The organism is Klebsiella sp. MBT K-1 (assembly GCF_002556465.1).
Taxonomy (GTDB): Bacteria; Pseudomonadota; Gammaproteobacteria; order Enterobacterales; family Enterobacteriaceae; genus Klebsiella; species Klebsiella grimontii.
The window spans coordinates 211,828-233,436 of sequence record NZ_PDEL01000005.1 but is presented as its reverse complement, the minus strand read 5'-3'; the positions used below and the strand labels follow the sequence as shown (position 1 = coordinate 233,436).

Below are 21,609 nucleotides of genomic sequence, written 5' to 3'. Positions count from 1 at the left end.
CCGGGCTACAGGTATCCAGCGTTCTGCGCGCCGCAATCCGGGGAAATGGGGGTTAATCGTTCTGCGCGGTCTGCGCGCCGCCTTTCAGCATCGCATCGGCCATCTGCGCTTCACGCTGCTTTTTATAGCTGAGCGCGGAAGCCGGAACCGGCATCACTTTTCCCGTTTCAATCCACGTTCTCAGACGGCTGGCGTCGGCAAAGTGGGTATATTTGCCAAACGCATCCATCACCACCAGCGCCACCGGGCGCTGATTAATCACCGTCCGCATAATCAGGCAGTGGCCCGCCGCGTTAGTAAAGCCGGTCTTGGTCAGCTGAATATTCCAGTTGTCGCGGTAGACCAGATGGTTGGTATTGCGGAACGGCAGCGTATAGGCCGGATGGGCGAACGTCGCCATATCCTCTTTGGTGGTGCTCAGTTGGCCAATCAGCGGATACTGCTCGCTGGCGATCAACAGCTTAGTCAGATCGCGGGCGGTAGAGACGTTATGAATCGACAGGCCGGTAGGCTCGACGTAACGGGTACGGGTCATCCCCAGCGCCTGCGCCTTGGCGTTCATCGCGCGGATAAACGCGTCGTAGCCGCCCGGATAATGGTGCGCCAGGCTGGCGGCGGCGCGGTTTTCCGACGACATCAGCGCCAGCAGCAGCATATTGCGGCGGCTGATTTGGCTGTTCAGGCGCACGCGCGAATAGATCCCTTTCATCTCAGGCGTCTGGCTGATATCAACGGTCAGCATTTCATCAAGAGGCAGATGGGCGTCAAGCACCACCATCGCGGTCATCACCTTAGTGATCGACGCCATCGGGCGAACCAGATCCGGCTGGCTGGCATAGATGATTTTTTTGCTGGCAAGATCGACGATCATCGCGCTGCCGGAAGCGATATCCGGCTGGGAGGCGGTCACCGCCGTGGAAGTTTTAGCCATCGCCTGGGGCGCAAAAGGCACAGCCAGCAGCAACGTCAGGCTGAGCAAAGAAACTCGAAATTTGGTCATCGTGAACATTCTGAAAAGTATTTTTGCACGTTATAAACGTACGCCGCGGCGCTGGGGATAACACCGCTGGCAAAAATCATCATACCCTGTCAGAACGCGAGCTGGCTAATAAGAATCGTGAACAAATGCTGCATTGCCGACATAAAAATCTATTTATGCCGGCAATGAGTTAAATCAGAAGAGTCGGTAGCCGTATCCCCAGAGAATGACGGTGATAGCCAGCAGCACTTCCAGCACCAGCACCCCGATCGCCAGGGTCGAGCTGGCGAAGCTCAGCCCCTCTTCTTTATTGATGCCAAGGAAAGTCGGAATACCGAGATACAGCAGATAGCCGGTATAAAGCAGCGCAACGGTTCCCACCAGCGCGCACAGCCACACCAGCGGATAGAGCGCCACGAGCCCGCTAAGGAAAAGCGGCGTGGCGACATAGCCGGCGAAAACCATACAGCGCTTAAGCGATGGCCGCTGCGGATAGCTTCGTGCCATCCACCAGATAACCCGCCCCATCACCGCCACCCCGGCGAGCATCACGGCATAAAACAGCACCGCCAGGGCCAGCCCGGTCATCAGCGACAGTTTTACCACCGTGCCGTCGCCGAAATTCCAGCCCAGCTGCGTGGTGCCAATAAAGGCGCAGATAACCGGAACCGCCGCCATGACCAGCACATGGTGCGTATAGTGATGCGAAACGGTTTCGTTTTCGCTTTTAATAACGCTCATCTCTTGATTAGGATGAGAGAAGAGCCCCCAGACATGGTTCATAGCGTCCCCCTTGTCACGGCGTGGTACAGCACTGATCCAAGTATAATTCACCTTGTAGATTATTTTGTGTACAGCGATAAAAATGCGCTTCCCCCGCATTTTTAGCATCAGGGTGTATGATTAAGGGACTGACGTTTTATGGAGTTAATCTTTATATGGATATCAATAACCTGATTTCCCAGTACGGCTACGCGGCGCTGGTCATTGGCAGCATGGCGGAAGGCGAAACCATCACGCTGCTCGGCGGCGTGGCGGCACATCAGGGATTATTGAAGTTCTGGCTGGTGGTTATTTCGGTCGCCCTCGGGGGCATGATTGGCGATCAGCTGCTTTATTTGCTCGGCAGGCGCTTTGGCGGACGGATCCTGCGGCGGTTTGCGCGCCAGAAAAAACGGATCCAGAAGGCCCAGCGGATGATCCAACGGCGTCCTTATCTGTTCGTCATCGGTACCCGCTTTATGTACGGCTTTCGGGTTATCGGCCCGCTGTTAATTGGCGCCAGCCGCCTGCCGCCGAAGGTGTTTCTGCCGCTGAATATTGTCGGCGCGATTATCTGGGCGTTAATTTTTACCACGCTCGGCTATCTCGGCGGCGAAGCGATCGGCCCGTGGCTGCATCATCTGGACGCGCATCTGAAACACTGGATCTGGCTGATTCTGGCGGTGGCGCTGGTGGTTGCGGCGCACTGGTGGCTAAAGCGTCGCGAGGCAAAGAAGAAAGAGTGACGAGAGTTCCCGGATGGCGGCGTAAACGCCATATCCGGGCTACAAACTCCACAGACCACGTAATCTGTAGCCCGGCTAAGCGCAGCGCGAGCCGGGGAAACAGAACTACTTCGCCGCCTGATGATACCCGCCGCCCAGCGCGGAGGTCAGCTGAATGCTGGCATCAAGCCACTGGCCGCGCAGGCGCAGCGCGGTGACGCGCTCCTGCAGCGCCGGCAGCTTCGCCAGGCTGACGCGCGAACCGGAAATAATCCCGGCATTCATCCGCGCCTGGGCCAGAGCGACCATCCGCTGAGCATCTTTTTCAACCTGCTGCTGCTGCTGATTTTTCGCCATCAGCGTTTCCATCTGGCTGGCGGTTTTCGCCACCTGGTTCACCGCATCGACCACCGCTTTATTGTACTTCGCTATCGACAGGGCGTTTTGCGCGCTGGCGATATCCAGGTTCGCGTTCAGGCGGCCGCTATCAAAGATCGGCAGGGTCAGCCCGGCGGTGACGCCCATCTGCTGGGCAGAGTGGCGGAACAGATCGCTGAGATGCAGAGCATCCTGCTGCAAGAAGGCCATCAAGTTGATATCCGGATAAAACGCGGCTTTCGCGGCATCCACTTCGCTTAATGAAGCTTCGATATACCAGTGCGCGACCTGCAGGTCCGGGCGTCGCGCCAGCAGCTCATAGCCCAGTTGGTTGGGCATTTGCGCGCTGACGGCGGGTAAATCCGCCGGATGAAGATTCAGCGCCTGGCTCTGGCTGTTGGTCAGCGCCATCAGCCGCGCTTCGATCTCTTTCATATTGCCCGCTACGTCGGCGAGCTGCTGATCGGTTTTACTGACGTTAATATCGTTCTCTGCCCCTTCGGCCGAGTTGGTGATCCCGCGCTGGTACAGCGCAGTATCCACGGTAACGACATTATTCTGTTCGCGCTTCACCTGCGTCAGCACGTTTTTAATGGCCGCTTCGGTCTGCCACTGCCAGTAAAGGCGAGCGACGCTGCCGGCCAGCAGTTCGCGGGTCTGGGCTTCTTCGGCGACCTGGGCTTTGACTTCACCGATGCGCGCTTTCAGCAGCGCGCGGTTTTTACCCCACAGGTCCAGATCCCATCCGGCGGTCAGTCCGAAGGTGCCGTTGGTGTACCACGGCCCGGTGTTGCCGTCGGTATCGGTGGCAAACGGCCCCATCAGCCCCTCGGAGGACATTTTCTGTCGTTCGATATCGGCGGAAAAATCCAGGTTCGGCCCCAGGCTGGATTGCGACATCCGCGCCTGCGCTTCCGCCAGCCTGATGCGTTGTTCGGCAATCTGCATGTCCGGCGCATTGGCTAAGGCACGCTGAATCAGGCTATTGAGCTGCGGGTCATGGTAATCCTGCCACCAGTTGCTTTGCGGCCAGCCGTTTTTTACGGCGGCGGGCAATTCCATTGCGACGTGGGATGCCGGGGTCTGCTGCTGGAGCGGCTTGCCAGTATCGTGCGATGGCGCGCAGCCCGCCAGCGCGATAACCAGTGGCAGGCCAGCCAACGCGCGTTTGCTCAAAGTCAGGTTCATGAAATCGGTCAGGTGATTAAATAAGGTCGGGTATATTAAGCTACTTGCATCATTGCCGTTTAGTAAAGCGTGTGCCGTAACTATTAGCAGGCTAAAAATAAACTTCTCATGGAGTGATAATGAGTCAGAACATCTATGACGATCCCGCTTTTTTTGCCGGATACGCCACCCTCGATCGTTCGGTAAAAGGGCTGGAGGGTGCGCCGGAGTGGCCAACCCTTCAGCAAATGCTTCCACCGTTATCCGGTTTACGCGTCGTCGATCTTGGCTGCGGCTACGGCTGGTTTTGCCGCTGGGCCCGGGATCAGGGCGCCGCGCAGGTGGACGGGCTGGATCTCTCCAGCCGAATGCTGGAGCGCGCCCGCGAAATGACGGAGGGCGAAGGTATTCGCTATCGCTGCGAAGATCTCCAGACGCTTACCCTGCCCGCCGATAGCTGCGAGCTGGTCTATAGCTCGCTGGCGCTGCACTATCTGCCCGACGTCGCGCCCCTGTTCGCCACCGTTTACCGGGCGCTGACGCCTGGCGGCACGCTGCTGTTCTCCGCCGAACATCCCATCTACACCGCCCCGCCTCAGCAGGGCTGGCAGGTGGATGAGAACGGGCAGAAAAGTTGGCCGGTGAGCCACTACCAGCAGGAGGGCGAGCGCATCAGCAACTGGTTTGCCGACGGAGTGAAAAAACAGCACCGCAAGCTGTCCAGCTGGATAAACCTGCTGGTGGCCGCCGGTTTTATCATTGAGCATCTGGATGAGTGGGGACCGACGGCGGAGCAGATTGCCGCTCAGCCGGCGCTGGATGAAGAAAAAGAGCGGCCGATGATTTTTCTGCTGCGCGCGCGTAAGCCGGCGTAATACGCAAAATGGCCCGGAGGTTATCCGGGCCGAGGGTTTTAGCTACTGTCGCGCATTTCTGCCGGGTGGCGGTTAGCCGACGCAACCTCCAGACGATTACTCTTTTAAGCTGCCGCCGTTAGTGGCAATGACCTCTTTATACCACCAGAAGCTCTTCTTGCGGCTGCGCGCCAGGGTGCCGTTGCCTTCATCGTCGCGATCGACATAGATAAAGCCATAGCGTTTGGACATCTCCGCCTTCGACGCGCTCACCAGGTCAATAGGCCCCCAGCTGGTGTAGCCCATCAGCTCAACGCCGTCCTCGATTGCCTCACGAACCTGCACCAGATGGTCGTTAAGATAGCTGATCCGGTAATCGTCGTTGATGCTGCCGTCGGCTTCCACCTTATCCTTGGCGCCCAGGCCGTTTTCCACGATAAACAGCGGCTTCTGATAGCGATCCCACAGCACGTTCAGCAGCGTGCGCAGACCGAGCGGGTCAATCTGCCAGCCCCATTCCGAGCTTGCCAGGTGCGGGTTCGGCACCATGCTGAGAATATTGCCGCGCGCTTTTTTGTTCAGCTCTTTGTCGGCGGTCACGCAGCCGGTCATATAGTAGCTGAAGGAGATAAAGTCGACGGTCTCTTTCAGGGCGGCGCGGTCGGCATCGGTGATGTCGAGGTTAATGCCGTTGTCGCGGAAATAGCGCAGCATATAGCCCGGGTAAGCGCCGCGGCACTGGACATCGCCAAAGAACTGCCAGCTACGGTTCTGCTGCAGGGTTTCAAAAATATCGTCCGGTTTGCAGCTGAGCGGATACATCAGGCCGCCGAGCAGCATATTGCCGATTTTGCCCTCAGGCACGATGTCATGGCAGGCCTTAGCCGCCAGCGCGCTCGCCACCAGCTGATGGTGAATAGCCTGGTAGACTTCCGCTTTGCTGCTGTCGGCCGGCAGTCCGACGCCGGTCATCGGCGCGTGCAGGGACATATTGATTTCATTGAAGGTCAGCCACAGTTTGACCTTCGCCTGGTAGCGCTCGAACACCGTACGGGCGTAGCGCTCGAAGAAGCCAATCACTTTGCGATTGCCCCAGCCGCCGTAGTTTTTCACCAGCGCCCACGGCATCTCATAGTGGGACAGGGTTACCAGCGGAGTAATATTGTGCTTCGCCATTTCATCAAACAGCTTATCGTAGAAGGCCAGCCCGGCTTCGTTTGGCTGCGCCTCATCGCCGTTGGGGAAAATACGCGCCCAGGCAATCGATACGCGCAGGCAGTTAAAGCCCATCTCGGCAAAGAGGCTGATATCTTCCGGATAACGGTGGTAAAAATCGATGGCGATATCCTTAATGCCGCTATCGCCGGGCACGCGTTCTACCACATCGCCAAATACGCCGCGCGGCTGGACGTCAGAAGTGGTTAATCCCTTCCCGTCTTCCAGATAAGCGCCTTCAACCTGGTTTGCCGCGGTCGCGCCGCCCCATAAAAACGCCTGTGGGAATGTCTTCATTCATCTCTCTCCTGTGATTAACGGCTTACGGACAACAGCGGCTGACCGGCATCCACCGCGCTGGCGGAGACCATGTCGAGAGTACGAAAATCGTCGCTGTTGCTGATAATAATGGGCGTCGCCAGATCATAGCCGGCGTCCAGAATCGCCTGGCGGTCAAACTCCAGCAGCAGGTCGCCCGCTTTGATTTTGTCACCCTCTTTTACATGGGCGGTGAACGGCGCGCCATCGAGCTTAACGGTGTCGATGCCAACGTGGATGAGCAGCTCAATGCCGCTGTCGCTCAGCAGACCGATGGCGTGTTTGGTTTGAAAAATGGAGGCGACTTCGCCCGAGAACGGCGCGATAACCTTGCCCACTGAGGGAATAATCGCCACGCCCTGGCCCAACAGGCCGCTGGCGAAGGTACTGTCAGGCACCTGATCCAGCGCCAGCACGCTGCCGGTCATCGGCGCCAGGATGTCGTTTTCCGAGGCCGGCGCCACGACAACCGCAGCCTGCTCAGCGCTGCTGCGCGGCAGCCCGGCGACGAGGGTAAGCACGCAGGCGATGATTAACGAGGCAAACATCCCCGCCGCGCCGCCCCACACCGTAGCGTCAATGCCCTCCGGCGGGATCATTTGCGCCAGGGTGAAAATGTTACCGAAACCAAAAGAGTAGACGTGGCTGTCGCTAAAACCAACCATCGCGCCGCCGATGGCGCCAGCAACGCAGCCGAAGATAAAGGGACGGCGTAAAGGCAGGTTCAGACCATAAATCGCCGGCTCGGTCACGCCAAAGATCCCGGCGGAAACCGCAGAACCCGCCAGCACTTTTTGCCGCGCATCGCGAGTGCGCAGGAAAATCCCCAGCGCGGCGCCCACCTGGCCCATCACCGCAGGCAGCAGCATCGGCATCATCGAATCATGGCCCAGCACGGCGAGGTTGTTAATCATTAACGGTATCAGGCCCCAGTGCAGCCCGAAGATAACGCATACCTGCCACAGCGCTCCCATCGCCGCTCCGGCAAGCCAGGGCGCAACCTGATAGATAAGCTGATAACCATTGGCCAGCAGCTGGCTCAGCCAGGTGGCTACGGGGCCGATAATCAGAAACGTGAGCGGTACGACGACGGCCAGGCAAATCGCCGGCGTGAAGAAGTTCTTCATCGAGGAAGGCAGTATCGCGTTGCTGCGTTTTTCAATCCAGCAGCTGACCCACGAGGCGAGGATAATCGGAATGACCGAGGAGCTGTAATTGATAAAGGTCACCGGAATACCGAGGAAATACTCCGTCGCGGCGCCGGGAGCCATGCTGGCGTCAAACGCTTGAATCATCAGCGGATGAGTTAATGCGCCGCCGATCACCATGGTAATAAAGGGGTTGCCGCCAAATTTCTTGCCTGCGGTATAGCCGAGAAACAGCGGGAAAAAGAAGAACAGCGCATCGCTGGCGGCAAACCAGATTTTATAGGTCGCCTGCTGCGTCGTTAACCAGCCGCAAACCACCGCCAGCGCCAGCAAGCCTTTGAGGATCCCCGAGGCCGCCAGGACGCCGATAAACGGGGTGAAAATACCGGAAACAATGTCGATAAGCTGGCCGATAAGCGACACTTTTTCGCCTTTTACCGCCACCGGCTCACTGTCATCCGTCAGGCCGGCTTCGCTGCGCACCGCCAGCCAGACATCGTGCACGTGATTACCGATAACCACCTGAAACTGGCCGCCGCTTTCGACGACCATAATGACGCCAGGGTTCGCCTTCAGTCCTTCGGCATCCGCCTTCTTGCTATCTTTGAGCTTAAAACGCAGCCGTGTAGCGCAGTGAACCAGACTCACAATATTCTCTCTGCCGCCTACCCGAGTGAGAATATCCTGCGCGAGTGCTTTATATTCCATGCTGTTTTTCCTTACTTCCGCTGCCCGCAGGCATCGTTAACTGAGTATTAAAAATAAAAAAAACCCGAGAACAACGCCGTGTAGGCGTTGCGCTCAGGTTTTGCCTGCGTAATGCAGTAACAATCCAGTTGTAGCGCGGGAGCTATGCGCCAGGCCCGATCGGCGCTTAGCGTCCCTCTTTTCTCACCCGCTCAATATGAATGGCGAGAAACATAATCTCTTCCGTCGTCAGCGGCCGCTGGTAGCTCTTTTGCAGGTGCCGGGCGACGGTTTCCGCACACTTCCACGCTTTAGGGTAGTTATCCTTTACCGCGCTGTGCAGCGTCACATCATCATCTTCGACCACCGTTCGCGTCAGCATGCGCTGGGCGAAAAACTTGAGGTGGGTGACAAAGCGCTGGTAGCTCAGCGACTCTTCGTCGTAGTTCAGCGTCAGCTGATACTTCACCAGCTGCAGGATCTCCTGCATGACCCGGGTCACGTGCATCACTTCCGGCATTTCGCTGTTGAGCTGCGCCGTGACCAGATGCAGGGCGATAAAACCCGCTTCATCTTCGGCCAGTTCAACCCCGAGCCTTTTGCTGACGATCGCCCGCGCCTCCTGCCCTAACTCAAACTCCTTCGGATACAGCCGCTTTATTTCCCACAGCAGCACATTCCGAATGGCGATGCCCTTCTTCTGCCGCTCAATCGCAAAGTGGCAGTGGTCGGTCAGGGTAATGTACAAACTATCCTGTAACTTACCGAGACGACCGCGCGCCAGATCGATGATCCGATCGCAGGTGGTCATCACTTCTAACGGTATCTGACTGAGTAATTCACCTAAACGGCCAACCAGTTCATCGCTCTGCAGCGCGAAGACCTTTTCAATTTTACTTTCATCAAGAGAGTCACCAACGCGTTTTTGAAAGGCAAGTCCTCGGCCCATGACTACCTGTTCACGCTGCTGCTCATCAACAACCACCACTACATTATTATTAAGTACTTTGGCGATTTGCATATGAACCCCAAAAACAAAAAAACCTGACCCCGACGGATGCCAGGAAATCAGGTTTTGCCTGCCGGAGCAGTAACAATCGGTAGTGAGTATTTCACTGTCCGCCGGGTAATCTCAATGGGACAAGCCAAAAATTGTGATGTAGGTCAGATAGTTTAGCTACGCCAGTCGTTAATCGTGCGCGCAATGCTGGTTGAATCTTGTAGGGTGCGCACCGCGCTGAACAGCTCAGCAGCCTCAAGGTATTCTTTACGCAAATAGCTCAGCCACTGTTTGATACGCGCGACGTGATAAAGACCGGTGTCGCCCTGCTTTTCCAGGCGGGTATATTTTTGCAGCAGTTCGACCACCTGCGGCCAGGGCATACGTGGTTCGTTATATTTTATCACCCGGCTCAGGTTTGGAACGTTCAGGGCGCCGCGGCCAATCATCACCGAGTCGCAGCCGGTCGCGGCCAGGCAATCCTGGGCGCTTTGCCAGTCCCAGATTTCACCGTTGGCCACCACCGGAATAGTCAGGCGCTGACGGATTTCGCCGATGGCCTGCCAGTCGATGCGCTCCGCTTTATAGCCGTCCTCTTTGGTGCGGCCGTGCACCACCAGCTCGCTGGCGCCCGCCTGCTGGACCGCATCGGCAATTTCAAATCGCCGCTCGCCGCTGTCCCAGCCAAGCCGTACTTTTACCGTGACCGGCAGATGGCTGGGAACCGCCTCGCGCATCGCTTTCGCGCCGCGATAGATAAGCTCAGGGTCTTTCAGCAGCGTCGCCCCGCCGCCGCTGCCGTTCACCAGCTTTGACGGGCAGCCGCAGTTGAGGTCAACGCCCCAGGAACCGAGCTCGACCGCGCGAGCGGCGTTTTCCGCCAGCCACTGCGGATACTGCCCGAGCAGCTGCACGCGCACTCGGGTGCCGGACGGCGTCAGGCTGTTGTTATGCAGTTCCGGACACAGCCTGTAGAACGATTTTACCGGCAGGAGCTGATCCACCACGCGCAAGAATTCGGTGATGCAGAGATCGTAATCATTCACTTCGGTCAGCAGCTCACGCACCAGCGAATCGAGCACGCCTTCCATCGGCGCCAGTAATACACGCATATTGTTTATCATTGCCCGGAAAAAAGAGGCGCTATGTTAGCGCCTCTGGATGCGGGTTGAAAGGGGCCAATATCGGTTTTCCCGGCGGCGGCGCTGCGTTTAGCCAGGCTACGCGACCACCGCTATCTGCGGGCCGGTAGCCCGGGTAAGGCGCCAGCCGCGCCCCGGGAAGTGCGCAGCCGCTTAACGCGCTTCCAGGCAGTTATCCTCTTTCCAGCCGTACAGCCACTCGATGCCGCGATAAAACTCGCTCTGGGTTTTGCCTTTCCACAGCAGATTGCGCACCTGACGCTCAACGCCGGCGGCGTGATAGACCCGCCCCATTTCCCGCGTCGACCAGACGATGCGCGCGGTACGCGGAATACGTACCGATTCATACAGCGCGAAAGCGCGGGCGGCGTCGCCGTCGCATTGCGCCAGCGCTTTACCCAGCGTCACCGCATCTTCCAGCGCCATACAGGCGCCCTGGGCCATATACTGCGCCACCGGATGCGCGGCATCGCCAACCAGCGTGATGCGGTCGTTGCCCCACTTCTCTACCGGCTCGCGGTCGGCGGTGGACCAGCGACGCCAGGAGGTCGGTTTGTCCAGCATCTGCCGGGGACGCGGGTGGATGCCTTTAAAGTAGGAGAGCACCTCTTCTTTACTGCCGTCGCGCACGCCCCACTCTTCCTGCTGCCGACTATGGAAGGTCACCACCAGGTTGTACTGCCTGCCGCCGCGCAGCGGATAATGCACCAGGTGGCAGTGCGGACCGGCCCACAGCACCGGCGCGTTGATGCGTAAATCGTCCGGCATATCGGCGGCGTCAACCACCGCGCGATAAACGACATGGCCGGTTACCCGCGGCGAATCGCCCAGCAGGCTTTGGCGCACCACCGACTTACCGCCGTCGCAGCCGATCAGAATATCCGCCGTCCAGCTGTTGCCTTTATCATCAAACACCGTCACGTCATCGGCGGTCTGGCGGATATCCACTACCTGCGTCGATGTACGATACTCAACGGCCGGATGGGTCAGCGCCGCCTCCCAGACGGTGGCGTGGATATCCACCCGATGGATCACCGCATAGGGTCCGCCAAAATGGTCGCGGAAGGCCTGTCCGGTCTCAATATGCACCACCTCTTCGCCGTTGACCGCATCCATCATGGTGATATGGTCGGTAAACACCGCGCGCTGGCGGGCGACTTCGCCGACGCCGAGGCTGTCGAGCGCCGAGAATGCGTTTGGACCCAACTGGATCCCGGCGCCGATTTCGCCGATTTCATGCGCCTTTTCCAGCAGCATCACTTTGATGCCCTGGCGCGCCAGAGAGAGCGCCGTGGCCGCTCCGCCAATACCGCCGCCGACAATAATTGCTCGCATCACTTTTGCCATGTTGCCTCCTAAGCCGGGATCTTATCTTGTTGGTTTTCCGGCGCGGCGGCGATAAATGCCGGCAGCCGGGTACAGGCGTCATAAACCGCCTGGCAGCGCGGATAGTGGCTGAGATCGCAGCCCATCCTCAGGGCGTTGGCCCACTGCGGCACCAGGCAGCAGTCCGCCAGGGTAGGCGCATCGCCCACGCAAAAATCGCCGGATTTCGCGTGGCGCAATAGCTGCTCGACGGCGCTGAATCCCTGCTGGATCCAGTGCGCATACCAGCGTTTTTTCTCCTCTTCGCTTACCTTTAGCTCGTCGCCAAGGTAGCGTAAAACGCGCATGTTATTAATGGGATGAATATCGCAGGCGATGGCGTAAACGATCTCCAGTACCCGCATCCGCGCGCTGTCCGCCTGGGGCAGCAGCAGCGGCTGCGGATAGTGCCGGTCCAGCCAGTCGGCAATCGCCAGCGACTGGCCGAGAGATTCGCCTTTGTCGGTAATGAGCGTCGGCACCAGACCGACCGGGTTCAGCCGCCGGTACTCCAGCGCGTTCTGCTGGCCGATGCGGATGTTAACGCCGACGCTCTGGTAGTCGATGCCTTTCAGCGCCAGCGCAATCCGCACGCGGTAGGACGCTGAGCTATTAAAAAAACTGTACAGCTTCATCATTCACCTCACACCACGCGCACGGCGATTGGCGTCAGTCCATCGACGTTGCCGGTGATGACATCGCCTTTCACCACCGCGCCGACGCCTTCCGGCGTGCCGGTGAAAATCAGATCGCCGGGCTGCAGCTCAAAGAAACCGGAAAGATAGCTGATGGTTTCGTTAACCGACCAGATCAGGTGGCGAATATCGCTGCGCTGATGATCTTCCCCGTTTACCTGCAGCCAGATTCCGGCCTGGCTCACGTCCGCCGTATCCGCTTTATGCAGCGGCGCAATCGGCGCGGAAAGGTCAAAAGCTTTACCAATCTCCCACGGACGGCCCATCTGGCGCATCTCCATCTGGCGATCGCGGCGGGTCATATCCAGCCCCGTGGCATAGCCCCAGATATACTCATGGGCCTGCTCCAGCGGGATATCGCTTCCCCGCTTGCCAATCGCCACCACCAGCTCAATTTCGTAGTGATAGTTATCGGTTTGCGTCGGATACGGCAGGTTCAGCGTTTCTCCCGCGGCGACGGGCACCACCGCATCGGCAGGCTTGCAGAAGAAGAACGGCGGTTCGCGATCCGGGTCAAAGCCCATTTCACGCGCGTGAGCGGCGTAGTTGCGGCCCACGCAGTAAACGCGGCGCACCGGGAACTGCTCATCGCTGCCGACAACCGGAACGCTAATCGGGGCCTGGGGTGCAAAAACGTATTGAGTCATGATTCGATTCCTTATTCTTAATTTTTAATAACGCGCTTCGCGGAACAGGCCGAGCGCTTCCTGCACGGGACGGTCCGAAAAGCTGAATAACACGCTATCTTCGGCGGAGATAAAAGAGACGGCGTGCCAGGTCGGCACCACGAAGATATCTTTTGCCTGAAAAGCGAAGGTCTGTTCGCCAATGGTGACCTGGCCGCTGCCTTCCACCACGTGATAGACGGTACTGTCGGTGGTTTTCGCCGCTCGCGAGGTAAACCCTTTCGGTAACAGCTGCAGGAAGGCGCCCATCGACGGCATCGGGTAGCCGCCGGTGACCGGGTTGACGTAGCGCATCTTATAGCCATCCCACTCGTCGGCATCGCCCATCCGCGTCAGATCGTGCAGCGCTTCGCGGCTGCGGTCGTAGCGATAGTTAAAGATGGGCGAAGAGTTACCGACCTGATGGCGCAGCGGCAGCATGTTGGCGGCGTAGCGCGGCAGATAATCCCCCTCTTTGCGGGTCACCGGCTGCTGATCTTGCGGATAGTCCTCCGCGAAGCCGCAGCCCAGATAGTTCACCAGCGGCAGGTCGAGGCCGTCGAGCCAGATAACCGGTTCGTTGCCGGGGTTGCCGTGATCGTGCCAGCGCCACTGGGGCGTCAGAATAAAGTCGCCGGCGCGCATGGCGGTACGTTCGCCGTCAACGGCGGTAAACGCCCCTTCGCCTTCCACGACAAAGCGCAGCGCCGACTGGTTGTGCCGATGGCTCGGCGCCACTTCGCCGGGCATAATCAGCTGCAAACCCGCGTACAGCGAGGAGGTAATCGACGACTGCCCGCGCAGCGCCGGGTTTTCCAGCACCAGCACGCGGCGTATCGCCTCTTTCGCGCCAATCAGCTTGCCGCTTTCCAGCAGCAGCGGGCGAATCTCCTGATAATTCCAGTAAGCCGGCGCGCAGGTGGCGTTCGGCGTTTTCGGCACCAGATGGTGCAGCGATTCCCAAAGCGGCGTCAGGTTTTGCCCGGAAATATGCTGGTAAAACTGCTGACGGCCGTTATTTGCTTCCGTGGTGGACTGGGACATAAGCGTTCTCCTTATTTATTCACAATGCCTGCGGAAGGCAGCGCGGCGGGTACAGAAGTCGGGTTGCGGACGGCAAGCGTCAGCAGGATAAGCATCACGGCGCTCACAACGGCCGGGACGGCGATAACAAAAAACAGGGTATCGAATGAGAAATTCATCGCCATCATCACACCGCCGGAAAGGGAGCCAACGATGGCCCCGCAGCGGCCAACCGCGTTTGACCAGCTCACGCCAGTCGCGCGGCTTTGCGTGGGATACAGCGTTGCGGTTAGCGCATTCAGCCCCACCTGCGAGCCGCTGATGCCGATGCCGGTGCCGAAAATCGCCAGCGCCATCAGCCACAGGCCGTTCTCGCTCAGGCCAATCATGACGATACACACCGCCCCGAGGCCGTAGCTCAGCGCCAGCACCCGATAGGGATTGAAGCGATCCATCAGCACGCCGAGCAGCAGCGCGCCAAAGGTGCCGCCAATCTGGAAGGCGGCGGTGACCCACGAAGCGTGCTGTAAATCAATGCCCCGATGGTTTAGCAACGTCGGCATCCAGCTGGAGAGCAGATAGATAATCAGCAGGCTCATAAAGAACACCACCCATAGCATTAAGGTGATGGCCAGCTGACGCCCGGCGAACAGCTGGCTGATACTGCCCTTCGCCCCTGCGGCAGGTTCATCAAGCCAGAAATGCGTGTCGTTATAGCGCTCGCCGGTAATGGCGCCGACGGTTCTGGCGATCGTCGCCTGCGGCAGCTGGCGACGGATCTGCCAGCGCGGAGACTCGGGAAGCAGAGGCACCAGCGCCACCGCCAGTATCAACGGTAAAACGCCGCCGAGCACCAGAATGCCGTGCCAGCCGATCAGCGGCACCAGCTGTGCGCTGACCACGCCGCCGAAGGCGGAACCGAGGGTGAACCCGCAAAACATCAGGGTTACCAGCGCCCCGCGCCGCCGGGCAGGCAAATATTCCGAGGTCATGGTGATGGTATTAGGCATTGCGCCGCCGAGGCCGAGGCCAGTCAGAAAACGCAGGAACACCAGCATTTGCAGATCGGGGGCAAACGCGGAAAGCAGGCTGAACAGGCCGAACAGGGCGACGCAAAACTCAATCACCCGTTTGCGGCCAAAGCGGTCGGAGAGCGGGCCGCAGAGCAGCGCCCCGGCGGTCAGGCCCAGCAATCCCGCGCCAAATAACGGCGCGAGGTCGCCGGCGGTGAGCTGCCAGTGGCTGCGGATATCCGGCGCGATAAAACCAATCGCGGCGGTATCAAAGCCATCGAGCATCACCACCAGGAAACAGCAGATAATCACGCGCCACTGTCGGGCGCCGACCGGCGCGGCGTTGAGCAGCTTCTGTAATTCAAGTCGTTGAGTCATCGTTATGCCTCAGTGCAGGTAGGGGTAGGTGTTGTATTTATTTCTTTTATGTTGCGAGTTTGTAACTCAGGCAATGAAATGTACAATGGTATTTCGGGCATAGACATAACCTGGAGGTTATCGCTAATGGCGGACTGGACGCAGAAACTGAAGCTGCACCATTTACAGATGCTGGTGGCGCTGGGGGAGCAAGGCAATCTCACGCAGGTGGCGAAAATGATGAACATTACTCAGCCCGCGCTCTCCAAATGGCTCAGCCAGTTTGAAGACGAAGTCGGCATGGTTTTGTTCGAACGCCATAGCAAAGGCCTGCGCCCGACCGAAGGCGGGAAGCTGCTGCTTCAGCACGCCCAGCGGCTGATTAACGATATGTCGCGTTCGCAGTATGAGATCGAGCGTTTTAAGCAGGGCGGACAGGTGGGCAGCCTGATGATTGGCTGTTCGCCGGTGGCGACCGACTGCGTCTCGCAGGCGATCCTCGAACTGCTCAAAGAGATGCCGACCCTGCACCTGAATATCGAAGAGAAGGTCATGACGCCGCTGCTTAACGATCTGCTCGCCGGCGTGGTGGATGTGGTTGTCGGACGCGTCGGCGGACGGGCGCTGGAGCTGCCGCTGAGCTACCGGGTGCTCTACACCGAACCGGTCTGCTTTGTCGCCCGTCCCGATCACCCGCTGGCCCAAAAATCGCGGTTAAGCTGGGCCGATCTCTCCCCCTGGCGCTGGATCGTCTGGCCCACCGGCACGCCAATTCGCCTGAGCATCGACAACGCGCTGGTGGATAACGGCGTGATGCTGCCGGAAAACACCATTGAGTCCGCCTCGATGAACGTCACCAGCAACCTGCTGCAGAGCAGCGATATGGTCTCAATTCTCTCCTTGCGCCTGGCGCAGCGCTACGCCGCCCAGCACCAGCTGGCGATTCTTAATTTGCCGCGCATTGAACAAAAAGGTAGCGTTGGGGTGTTCTGGCGAAAAAGTGAAACGCCCTCGCTGGCGCTGAGCCGGTTTCTGCACTGCCTGTCGCTGCAATCTACGCTCTGATAGCCGTCCGTTTTGCTGTTCCCCCTCTCTATTGCAGGTATGCGTAGAATTCATGATGTGATCGGTAGCACATTTTTGGCTTTAATTGTATGATGAATGCGGTTCATCAAGGGTTATTACCATGAGTAAATCACTGATTATTGTCTGGCAGTATCTGCGCGCTTTCGTGCTCATCTACGCCTGCTTGTATGCGGGCATTTTTCTCTCTTCGCTCCTGCCGATCGCCATTCCCGGCAGCATTATTGGCATGCTGATTCTGTTTTTTCTGCTGGCGCTGCAGATCATGCCGCCACAGTGGGTTAACCCCGGCTGCAACATCCTGATTCGCTATATGGCGCTGCTGTTTGTGCCTATCGGCGTCGGCGTCATGCAGTACTGGGATTTACTGCGCGCGCAGTTTGGCCCGGTGGTGGTGTCCTGCGCGATAAGCACGCTGGTGGTCTTTTTAGTGGTCAGCTGGAGTTCACACCTGGTTCACGGTGAGCGCAAAGTGGTTGGACAAAAAGGAAGTGAAGAATGATCCATGAAATCTGGTGGTCGCTGCCGCTCACCCTTGTCGTCTTTTTCCTTGCCCGCAGGCTGGCGGCGCGGTTTAAATTTCCGCTGCTTAACCCGCTGCTGGTGGCGATGGTGGTGCTCATTCCTTTTCTGCTGATAACCGGCATCTCCTACGAGCGCTATTTCCTCGGCAGCAAAATTCTTAACGATCTGCTGCAGCCGGCGGTGGTGGCGTTGGCCTTTCCTTTGTATGAGCAGCTGCACCAAATCCGCGCCCGCTGGAAGTCAATCATCACCATCTGCTTTATCGGCAGCGTGGTGGCGATGGTCACCGGCACCACCGTTGCCCTGTTGATGGGCGCAACCCCGCAGATTGCCGCCTCTATTTTGCCGAAATCGGTGACGACGCCGATTGCCATGGCGGTGAGCAGCAGCATTGGCGGGATTCCGGCGATCAGCGCGGTGTGCGTGATTTTCGTCGGCATTCTCGGCGCGGTCTTTGGTCACACCCTGCTGAACGTGATGCGCATCCGCACCAAGGCCTCGCGCGGCCTGTCGATGGGGACCGCATCCCACGCCCTGGGGACCGCCCGTTGCGCTGAGCTCGACTATCAGGAAGGGGCGTTCAGCTCGCTGGCGCTGGTGCTTTGCGGGATCATTACCTCGCTGGTCGCGCCGTTCTTATTTCCGCTTATTTTAGCGGTGGTTGGATAAATGTGATTTTAATCACATTTTTAAATGCAACACGAATTAGTTGCAGTGACAATGAGATGTTTATCACATATACAGGCTGTCACCCCCCGTACACTAGATTTCCATTACATTGTTATGAGGCAACGCCATGCACCCACGTTTTCAAGCTGTTCTTCCCCAACTGGCGGCGGACCTGCAAGCGGCCATCGCCCCGATGCTGACCGATCGGCATTTCCCGGCCCTGCTGAATGCAGACCAGGTTGCGGCGCTGCAAAGCGCAACGGGACTGGATGAAGACGCGCTGGCCTTTGCTTTGCTGCCGCTGGCGGCGGCCTGCGCGCGGGCCGATCTTTCCCATTTTAACGTCGGCGCGATTGCCCGCGGCATCAGCGGTACCTGGTACTTCGGCGGCAATATGGAATTTCTCGGCGCCACTATGCAGCAAACCGTGCACGCCGAACAAAGCGCCATCAGCCATGCCTGGCTGCGCGGCGAAAAATCCCTGCGGGCGATTACCGTTAACTATACTCCCTGCGGCCACTGCCGACAGTTTATGAACGAGCTGAACAGCGGCCTGGCGCTGCGCATCCACCTCCCCGGTCGCGAGGCGCATTCGCTGCAGCACTATTTGCCGGACGCTTTCGGCCCGAAAGATCTGGACATTAAAACCCTGCTGATGGACGAGCAGGACCACGGCTTCCCGCTCAGCGGCGACGCGCTGGCTCAGGCGGCGATTCAGGCGGCCAACCGTTGCCATACGCCTTACAGCAATTCGCCCTCCGGCGTAGCGCTGGAGCTGAAAGACGGCCCCCTTTTCACCGGCAGCTACGCCGAGAACGCCGCCTTTAACCCGACGCTGCCTCCGCTGCAGGGCGCACTGAATCTGCTGAGCCTCAACGGATACGATTACCCGGATATCCAGCGCGCAATTCTGGCCGAAAAGGCCGATGCGGCGCTTATCCAGTGGGACGCCACCGCGGCGACGCTGAAGGCGCTGGGCTGCCATAATATCGATCGCGTACTGTTAGGTTAGTCACATTCTGCGGGCCAAACGGCCCGCACTGTTGAAAATCCCCGCAATTAAACGACGGTTTCTTGCGCTTGCCCGACGGGTAAAGTAGCCTGAAGCTTCCCTCATCCACTATTGAGCCAGGTTCATGTTAAAGCGTGTGTTATACAGCCTGTTAGTCCTGTTCGGCTTGCTGCTGTTAACCGTGCTGGGTCTTGACCGCTGGATGAGCTGGAAAACCTCTCCCTATATTTACGACGAGCTGCAGGACCTGCCCTATCGCCAGGTCGGCGTCGTGCTCGGTACCGCTAAGTACTACCGTACCGGGGTTATCAACCAATATTATCGTTACCGGATTCAGGGCGCGCTGAACGCCTACAACAGCGGCAAGGTGAACTATCTGCTGCTCAGCGGCGATAACGCGCTGCAAAGCTATAACGAGCCGATGACCATGCGCCGCGATTTGATTAAAGCCGGCGTCGATCCGGCGGATATCGTGCTGGACTATGCGGGTTTTCGTACGCTCGATTCGATTGTTCGCACCCGTAAGGTCTTCGATACGAACGACTTTATTATCATTACCCAACGCTTCCACTGCGAGCGGGCGCTGTTTATTGCCCTGCATATGGGGATTCAGGCGCAGTGCTACGCGGTACCATCGCCAAAGGATATGTGGAGCGTTCGCCTGCGCGAGTTCGGCGCCCGCTTCGGCGCGCTGGCGGATCTCTATATTTTTAAACGCGAGCCGCGCTTTTTAGGCCCGCTGATCCCCATCCCCGCGCAGCAGGAAGTTCCCGACGGCGCGCAGTCCTATCCGGCGGTCACGCCCCAGCAGCTGCTGGAGCTGCAGAAAAAAGAGAAGTAGCCTCGTTATCTGGCAAAGAGGGGTTCATGATAAGCAATAAATGGCCGATGCAAAGGCGCGCATCGGCCATCTATTGAGGACGCTATTGCAAATCTTTACCGTATTTAGGAGAGCGAGGGCCGTACAGCATCCCTGCTGGCGCGGCAGGCGTGAGCAGTCGCGCATCGGCAATACCCGCGACCTTATAGCTTCTGTCGGTCATGGTGTTGACTATCTGGTCAACGGCCGCCTGGATAAGCATGCCTAAAAGCGAACCGCCGCTACCGTCACTTTCGCTGCTGGAAGCCACCGCGCTGCCTTTCCATAATAGTTTTCCGTTACGAATATCCACCAGCTCACCGGAAACGGCGACGCGGGTATCGCTGTTGATAACCTGATACGATGTCCCATATTCCGTGACCTTAAGATAGAGCACAGCGTCAGCGCCAAAAATTTCTCTTAGCTTTTGATGGCTGACACCGTGCATTTCTTCACCATTCACGACGCCATTTTGTTTAAAGGTGTTATCAACGACGGCAACAGGGAAAACATAATATCCCGCCTCGGCAAGCGGCAGCGTGACCTGCGAAAGTACCCCATAGCCCGCTTTAACGTCCGGTGATTCGTTTTTCGGCAGCAGGACCAGAATACTCTTCGGTTTACTCTGCCTGAATGCCGTGTAGTCATAGGATTTTTTCGGCGCGCAACCGCTCAACAGCAGGATCAGTAATAAACCCGCGCATATTACATATAACTTTTTCATGCTTTGCCTCCCTGCATTTTCTTCAACAGAAAATCCATAAACTGGCTGGATTCAGGAAACAGCCGTTTCTCCTGTTCAAATTCTGTTTTTGCCAGCTCCGGATGACCGGTATCGATATATAACATCCCAAGATGCGCATGCAGTCCCGGAGGAACAGGAAGCGCCTGCGCCCGCGCTTTTTCAATATCTTTTTTTAATGTTTCGATTTGCTCTTGTGGCCCCATATCCAGCGCGTAATACTCATAAACCACAGGCTGATATTCATTCCAGCTATAGAGGGGTTTGGGGCTTGTCGCACAACCGCTTATCACCGCCACGGCGAGCAGAATTAAAACAGAACGGATAATATTCATTTTTAACATCCATATTATGATTTAAAGCGACATTTCACCGTACGTACACGGGAAATGTCGAAATCAGAACGATTATTTAGCCGGTGTCCACGCACCGCTTTCGATACCTGCAACCAGATTATTTACGGCTTCGCGGATAGCGAGATCCAACACTTTTCCGTTTAGCGTGGAGTCATAGCTGGCGGTACCGCCGAATCCGATCACTTCGCGGTTAGAAAGCTCAAATTCCCCGGCACCCTGCGACGAAAAAACGACTTCGGATGTCTGGACATTCACGATATTAAGATTCACTTTGGCATAGGCAATTTGGCTCTTCCCTCTTCCCAGGATGCCAAATAATTGATGGTCGCCGACTTCCTTGCGCCCAAATTCGGTCACGTCCCCCGTCACCACGTAGTCAGCGCCCTTCAGCGTCTGGCTGGTCCCTTTTATACTGGCTTCATTCTGCAACTCGGCCATATTACTCCGATCGAGAACATTGAATCGCCCGGTTTGTTGCAAATGTGTTATGAGAATTGTTTTTGACTGATTACCCAAACGATCGACGCCATCAGAGAATACGCCATTCATATAGCTGGAGCGGTTATCAAACTTACCCACTGAAATTGGGCTGCGAGCGCCGTGGTAAGGCGTATTCCAGGTCGTCACCTTAGCGACTTCGAGTGAGCGGGATGATTCTTTTGCACAACCGCTTAATAATACGAGGCTTCCGAAGCCTATCACAGCTATCATTTTCTTTAACATTCGAGGGTTCCTTTCCATTATCAAAACAGCAAATGAGCATAATATCCTTAGTTTGCGGAAAAATACATAAACACATGTTTACATTTTGCCAAAAATAGTAACGTATTCCAGATATGAAAAAACCAACGGCTATTGGCACCGCAATAT

The 21,609-nt window shown here is 57.5% G+C and carries 21 protein-coding genes and 1 pseudogene; 7 read left to right on the top strand and 15 right to left on the bottom strand.

Translation table 11 applies throughout. From position 1 onward, the window contains the following. Positions 1-52: 52 nt before the first annotated feature. Together pbpG and CMQ96_RS09440 are read right to left on the bottom strand one after the other, a co-directional pair. Positions 53-1,000: a D-alanyl-D-alanine endopeptidase gene (gene pbpG / locus CMQ96_RS09445; protein WP_004138574.1), complete on the bottom strand. Its 948-nt coding sequence runs from the start codon at positions 998-1,000 to the stop codon at positions 53-55. Between the two features lie 174 nt (positions 1,001-1,174). Beyond that, the gene (locus tag CMQ96_RS09440; RefSeq protein WP_004122818.1) at positions 1,175-1,762 is read right to left on the bottom strand and encodes a Yip1 family protein; all 588 of its coding nucleotides are present in this window, start codon (positions 1,760-1,762) and stop codon (positions 1,175-1,177) included. A gap of 155 nt (positions 1,763-1,917) precedes the next feature. On the opposite strand from CMQ96_RS09440, the gene CMQ96_RS09435 reads away from it, so the two are divergent. Further along, on the top strand, positions 1,918-2,487 hold the full coding sequence (locus CMQ96_RS09435) for a DedA family protein (protein WP_024359200.1): 570 nt from the start codon (positions 1,918-1,920) through the stop codon (positions 2,485-2,487). A 105-nt stretch (positions 2,488-2,592) separates the two neighbouring features. Here the strand turns inward: CMQ96_RS09435 and mdtQ are convergent, their stop codons facing one another. After that, a complete protein-coding gene (mdtQ, locus tag CMQ96_RS09430; protein ID WP_064371598.1) occupies positions 2,593-4,032 on the bottom strand; it encodes a multidrug resistance outer membrane protein MdtQ in 1,440 nt (479 codons plus the stop codon). Between the two features lie 119 nt (positions 4,033-4,151). Here mdtQ and CMQ96_RS09425 point away from each other — a divergent pair, with 119 nt between their 5' ends. Continuing rightward, on the top strand, positions 4,152-4,886 hold the full coding sequence (locus CMQ96_RS09425) for a bifunctional 2-polyprenyl-6-hydroxyphenol methylase/3-demethylubiquinol 3-O-methyltransferase UbiG (RefSeq protein WP_004138568.1): 735 nt from the start codon (positions 4,152-4,154) through the stop codon (positions 4,884-4,886). Positions 4,887-4,982: 96 nt separating this feature from the next. Here the strand turns inward: CMQ96_RS09425 and CMQ96_RS09420 are convergent, their stop codons facing one another. From CMQ96_RS09420 to CMQ96_RS09380, 9 genes and pseudogenes are all read right to left on the bottom strand, one after another. Next, complete coding sequence (locus CMQ96_RS09420; protein WP_098066653.1) at positions 4,983-6,377, bottom strand: glycoside hydrolase family 1 protein; 1,395 nt, start codon at positions 6,375-6,377, stop codon at positions 4,983-4,985. A 17-nt stretch (positions 6,378-6,394) separates the two neighbouring features. Next, positions 6,395-8,367 (bottom strand): annotated as a pseudogene (bglF, locus tag CMQ96_RS09415) (PTS beta-glucoside transporter subunit IIABC). Positions 8,368-8,420: 53 nt separating this feature from the next. Next, on the bottom strand, positions 8,421-9,254 hold the full coding sequence (bglG, locus tag CMQ96_RS09410) for a transcriptional antiterminator BglG (RefSeq protein ID WP_004122830.1): 834 nt from the start codon (positions 9,252-9,254) through the stop codon (positions 8,421-8,423). Between the two features lie 152 nt (positions 9,255-9,406). Next, positions 9,407-10,345, bottom strand: coding sequence for a tRNA dihydrouridine(16) synthase DusC (gene dusC / locus CMQ96_RS09405; RefSeq protein ID WP_049088515.1), 939 nt, complete (start codon positions 10,343-10,345; stop codon positions 9,407-9,409). Between the two features lie 183 nt (positions 10,346-10,528). Next, positions 10,529-11,722 carry a 3-hydroxybenzoate 6-monooxygenase gene (locus CMQ96_RS09400; protein ID WP_098066651.1) on the bottom strand — a complete coding sequence of 398 codons (1,194 nt, stop codon included), beginning with the start codon at positions 11,720-11,722 and terminating at the stop codon, positions 10,529-10,531. An 8-nt stretch (positions 11,723-11,730) separates the two neighbouring features. Next, the gene (gene maiA, locus CMQ96_RS09395; RefSeq protein ID WP_004870419.1) at positions 11,731-12,375 is read right to left on the bottom strand and encodes a maleylacetoacetate isomerase; all 645 of its coding nucleotides are present in this window, start codon (positions 12,373-12,375) and stop codon (positions 11,731-11,733) included. Between the two features lie 8 nt (positions 12,376-12,383). Further along, positions 12,384-13,082 carry a fumarylacetoacetate hydrolase family protein gene (locus CMQ96_RS09390; RefSeq protein ID WP_004870417.1) on the bottom strand — a complete coding sequence of 233 codons (699 nt, stop codon included), beginning with the start codon at positions 13,080-13,082 and terminating at the stop codon, positions 12,384-12,386. Between the two features lie 24 nt (positions 13,083-13,106). Continuing rightward, complete coding sequence (gene gtdA, locus CMQ96_RS09385; protein ID WP_049085469.1) at positions 13,107-14,144, bottom strand: gentisate 1,2-dioxygenase; 1,038 nt, start codon at positions 14,142-14,144, stop codon at positions 13,107-13,109. 11 nt (positions 14,145-14,155) lie between these two features. Further along, positions 14,156-15,514, bottom strand: a complete 1,359-nt coding sequence (locus CMQ96_RS09380; RefSeq protein ID WP_004870412.1) for an aromatic acid/H+ symport family MFS transporter — start codon at positions 15,512-15,514, stop codon at positions 14,156-14,158. Positions 15,515-15,640: 126 nt separating this feature from the next. Between CMQ96_RS09380 and CMQ96_RS09375 the strand changes: the two genes are divergently transcribed. From CMQ96_RS09375 to sanA, 5 genes are all read left to right on the top strand, one after another. Then, positions 15,641-16,558 carry a LysR family transcriptional regulator gene (locus CMQ96_RS09375; RefSeq protein ID WP_049085467.1) on the top strand — a complete coding sequence of 306 codons (918 nt, stop codon included), beginning with the start codon at positions 15,641-15,643 and terminating at the stop codon, positions 16,556-16,558. A 121-nt stretch (positions 16,559-16,679) separates the two neighbouring features. Further along, the gene (locus tag CMQ96_RS09370; RefSeq protein ID WP_004122849.1) at positions 16,680-17,078 is read left to right on the top strand and encodes a CidA/LrgA family protein; all 399 of its coding nucleotides are present in this window, start codon (positions 16,680-16,682) and stop codon (positions 17,076-17,078) included. After that, complete coding sequence (locus CMQ96_RS09365; RefSeq protein WP_024359205.1) at positions 17,075-17,770, top strand: CidB/LrgB family autolysis modulator; 696 nt, start codon at positions 17,075-17,077, stop codon at positions 17,768-17,770. The genes CMQ96_RS09370 and CMQ96_RS09365 overlap by 4 nt, the downstream gene beginning before the upstream one ends. A 127-nt stretch (positions 17,771-17,897) precedes the next feature. Next, positions 17,898-18,782 carry a cytidine deaminase gene (gene cdd, locus CMQ96_RS09360; RefSeq protein ID WP_098066649.1) on the top strand — a complete coding sequence of 295 codons (885 nt, stop codon included), beginning with the start codon at positions 17,898-17,900 and terminating at the stop codon, positions 18,780-18,782. Between the two features lie 124 nt (positions 18,783-18,906). Beyond that, a complete protein-coding gene (gene sanA, locus CMQ96_RS09355) occupies positions 18,907-19,623 on the top strand; it encodes an outer membrane permeability protein SanA (RefSeq protein ID WP_004122854.1) in 717 nt (238 codons plus the stop codon). Between the two features lie 82 nt (positions 19,624-19,705). Here the strand turns inward: sanA and CMQ96_RS09350 are convergent, their stop codons facing one another. From CMQ96_RS09350 to CMQ96_RS09340, 3 genes are all read right to left on the bottom strand, one after another. After that, positions 19,706-20,365 carry a DUF799 domain-containing protein gene (locus CMQ96_RS09350; RefSeq protein ID WP_098066647.1) on the bottom strand — a complete coding sequence of 220 codons (660 nt, stop codon included), beginning with the start codon at positions 20,363-20,365 and terminating at the stop codon, positions 19,706-19,708. After that, on the bottom strand, positions 20,362-20,718 hold the full coding sequence (locus CMQ96_RS09345) for a DUF4810 domain-containing protein (protein WP_004870406.1): 357 nt from the start codon (positions 20,716-20,718) through the stop codon (positions 20,362-20,364). Before CMQ96_RS09345 ends, CMQ96_RS09350 begins: the two co-directional genes overlap by 4 nt. Before the next feature lie 72 nt (positions 20,719-20,790). Beyond that, on the bottom strand, positions 20,791-21,462 hold the full coding sequence (locus CMQ96_RS09340) for a CsgG/HfaB family protein (RefSeq protein WP_024359208.1): 672 nt from the start codon (positions 21,460-21,462) through the stop codon (positions 20,791-20,793). Between the last annotated feature and the right edge of the window lie 147 nt (positions 21,463-21,609).

Bases quoted from the DNA above. Each gene is read 5' to 3' on its own strand.
- CMQ96_RS09390 (WP_004870417.1), bottom strand. From the start codon at position 13,082: ATGACTCAATACGTTTTTGCACCCCAGGCCCCGATTAGCGTTCCGGTT.
- CMQ96_RS09365 (WP_024359205.1), top strand. From the start codon at position 17,075: ATGATCCATGAAATCTGGTGGTCGCTGCCGCTCACCCTTGTCGTCTTT.
- CMQ96_RS09380 (WP_004870412.1), bottom strand. From the start codon at position 15,514: ATGACTCAACGACTTGAATTACAGAAGCTGCTCAACGCCGCGCCGGTC.
- CMQ96_RS09425 (WP_004138568.1), top strand. From the start codon at position 4,152: ATGAGTCAGAACATCTATGACGATCCCGCTTTTTTTGCCGGATACGCC.
- CMQ96_RS09420 (WP_098066653.1), bottom strand. From the start codon at position 6,377: ATGAAGACATTCCCACAGGCGTTTTTATGGGGCGGCGCGACCGCGGCA.
- CMQ96_RS09375 (WP_049085467.1), top strand. From the start codon at position 15,641: ATGGCGGACTGGACGCAGAAACTGAAGCTGCACCATTTACAGATGCTG.
- CMQ96_RS09345 (WP_004870406.1), bottom strand. From the start codon at position 20,718: ATGAATATTATCCGTTCTGTTTTAATTCTGCTCGCCGTGGCGGTGATA.
- bglG (WP_004122830.1), bottom strand. From the start codon at position 9,254: ATGCAAATCGCCAAAGTACTTAATAATAATGTAGTGGTGGTTGTTGAT.
- sanA (WP_004122854.1), top strand. From the start codon at position 18,907: ATGTTAAAGCGTGTGTTATACAGCCTGTTAGTCCTGTTCGGCTTGCTG.
- CMQ96_RS09370 (WP_004122849.1), top strand. From the start codon at position 16,680: ATGAGTAAATCACTGATTATTGTCTGGCAGTATCTGCGCGCTTTCGTG.
- gtdA (WP_049085469.1), bottom strand. From the start codon at position 14,144: ATGTCCCAGTCCACCACGGAAGCAAATAACGGCCGTCAGCAGTTTTAC.
- mdtQ (WP_064371598.1), bottom strand. From the start codon at position 4,032: ATGAACCTGACTTTGAGCAAACGCGCGTTGGCTGGCCTGCCACTGGTT.
- CMQ96_RS09350 (WP_098066647.1), bottom strand. From the start codon at position 20,365: ATGAAAAAGTTATATGTAATATGCGCGGGTTTATTACTGATCCTGCTG.
- dusC (WP_049088515.1), bottom strand. From the start codon at position 10,345: ATGCGTGTATTACTGGCGCCGATGGAAGGCGTGCTCGATTCGCTGGTG.
- pbpG (WP_004138574.1), bottom strand. From the start codon at position 1,000: ATGACCAAATTTCGAGTTTCTTTGCTCAGCCTGACGTTGCTGCTGGCT.
- maiA (WP_004870419.1), bottom strand. From the start codon at position 12,375: ATGAAGCTGTACAGTTTTTTTAATAGCTCAGCGTCCTACCGCGTGCGG.
- cdd (WP_098066649.1), top strand. From the start codon at position 17,898: ATGCACCCACGTTTTCAAGCTGTTCTTCCCCAACTGGCGGCGGACCTG.
- CMQ96_RS09440 (WP_004122818.1), bottom strand. From the start codon at position 1,762: ATGAACCATGTCTGGGGGCTCTTCTCTCATCCTAATCAAGAGATGAGC.
- CMQ96_RS09435 (WP_024359200.1), top strand. From the start codon at position 1,918: ATGGATATCAATAACCTGATTTCCCAGTACGGCTACGCGGCGCTGGTC.
- CMQ96_RS09340 (WP_024359208.1), bottom strand. From the start codon at position 21,462: ATGTTAAAGAAAATGATAGCTGTGATAGGCTTCGGAAGCCTCGTATTA.
- CMQ96_RS09400 (WP_098066651.1), bottom strand. From the start codon at position 11,722: ATGGCAAAAGTGATGCGAGCAATTATTGTCGGCGGCGGTATTGGCGGA.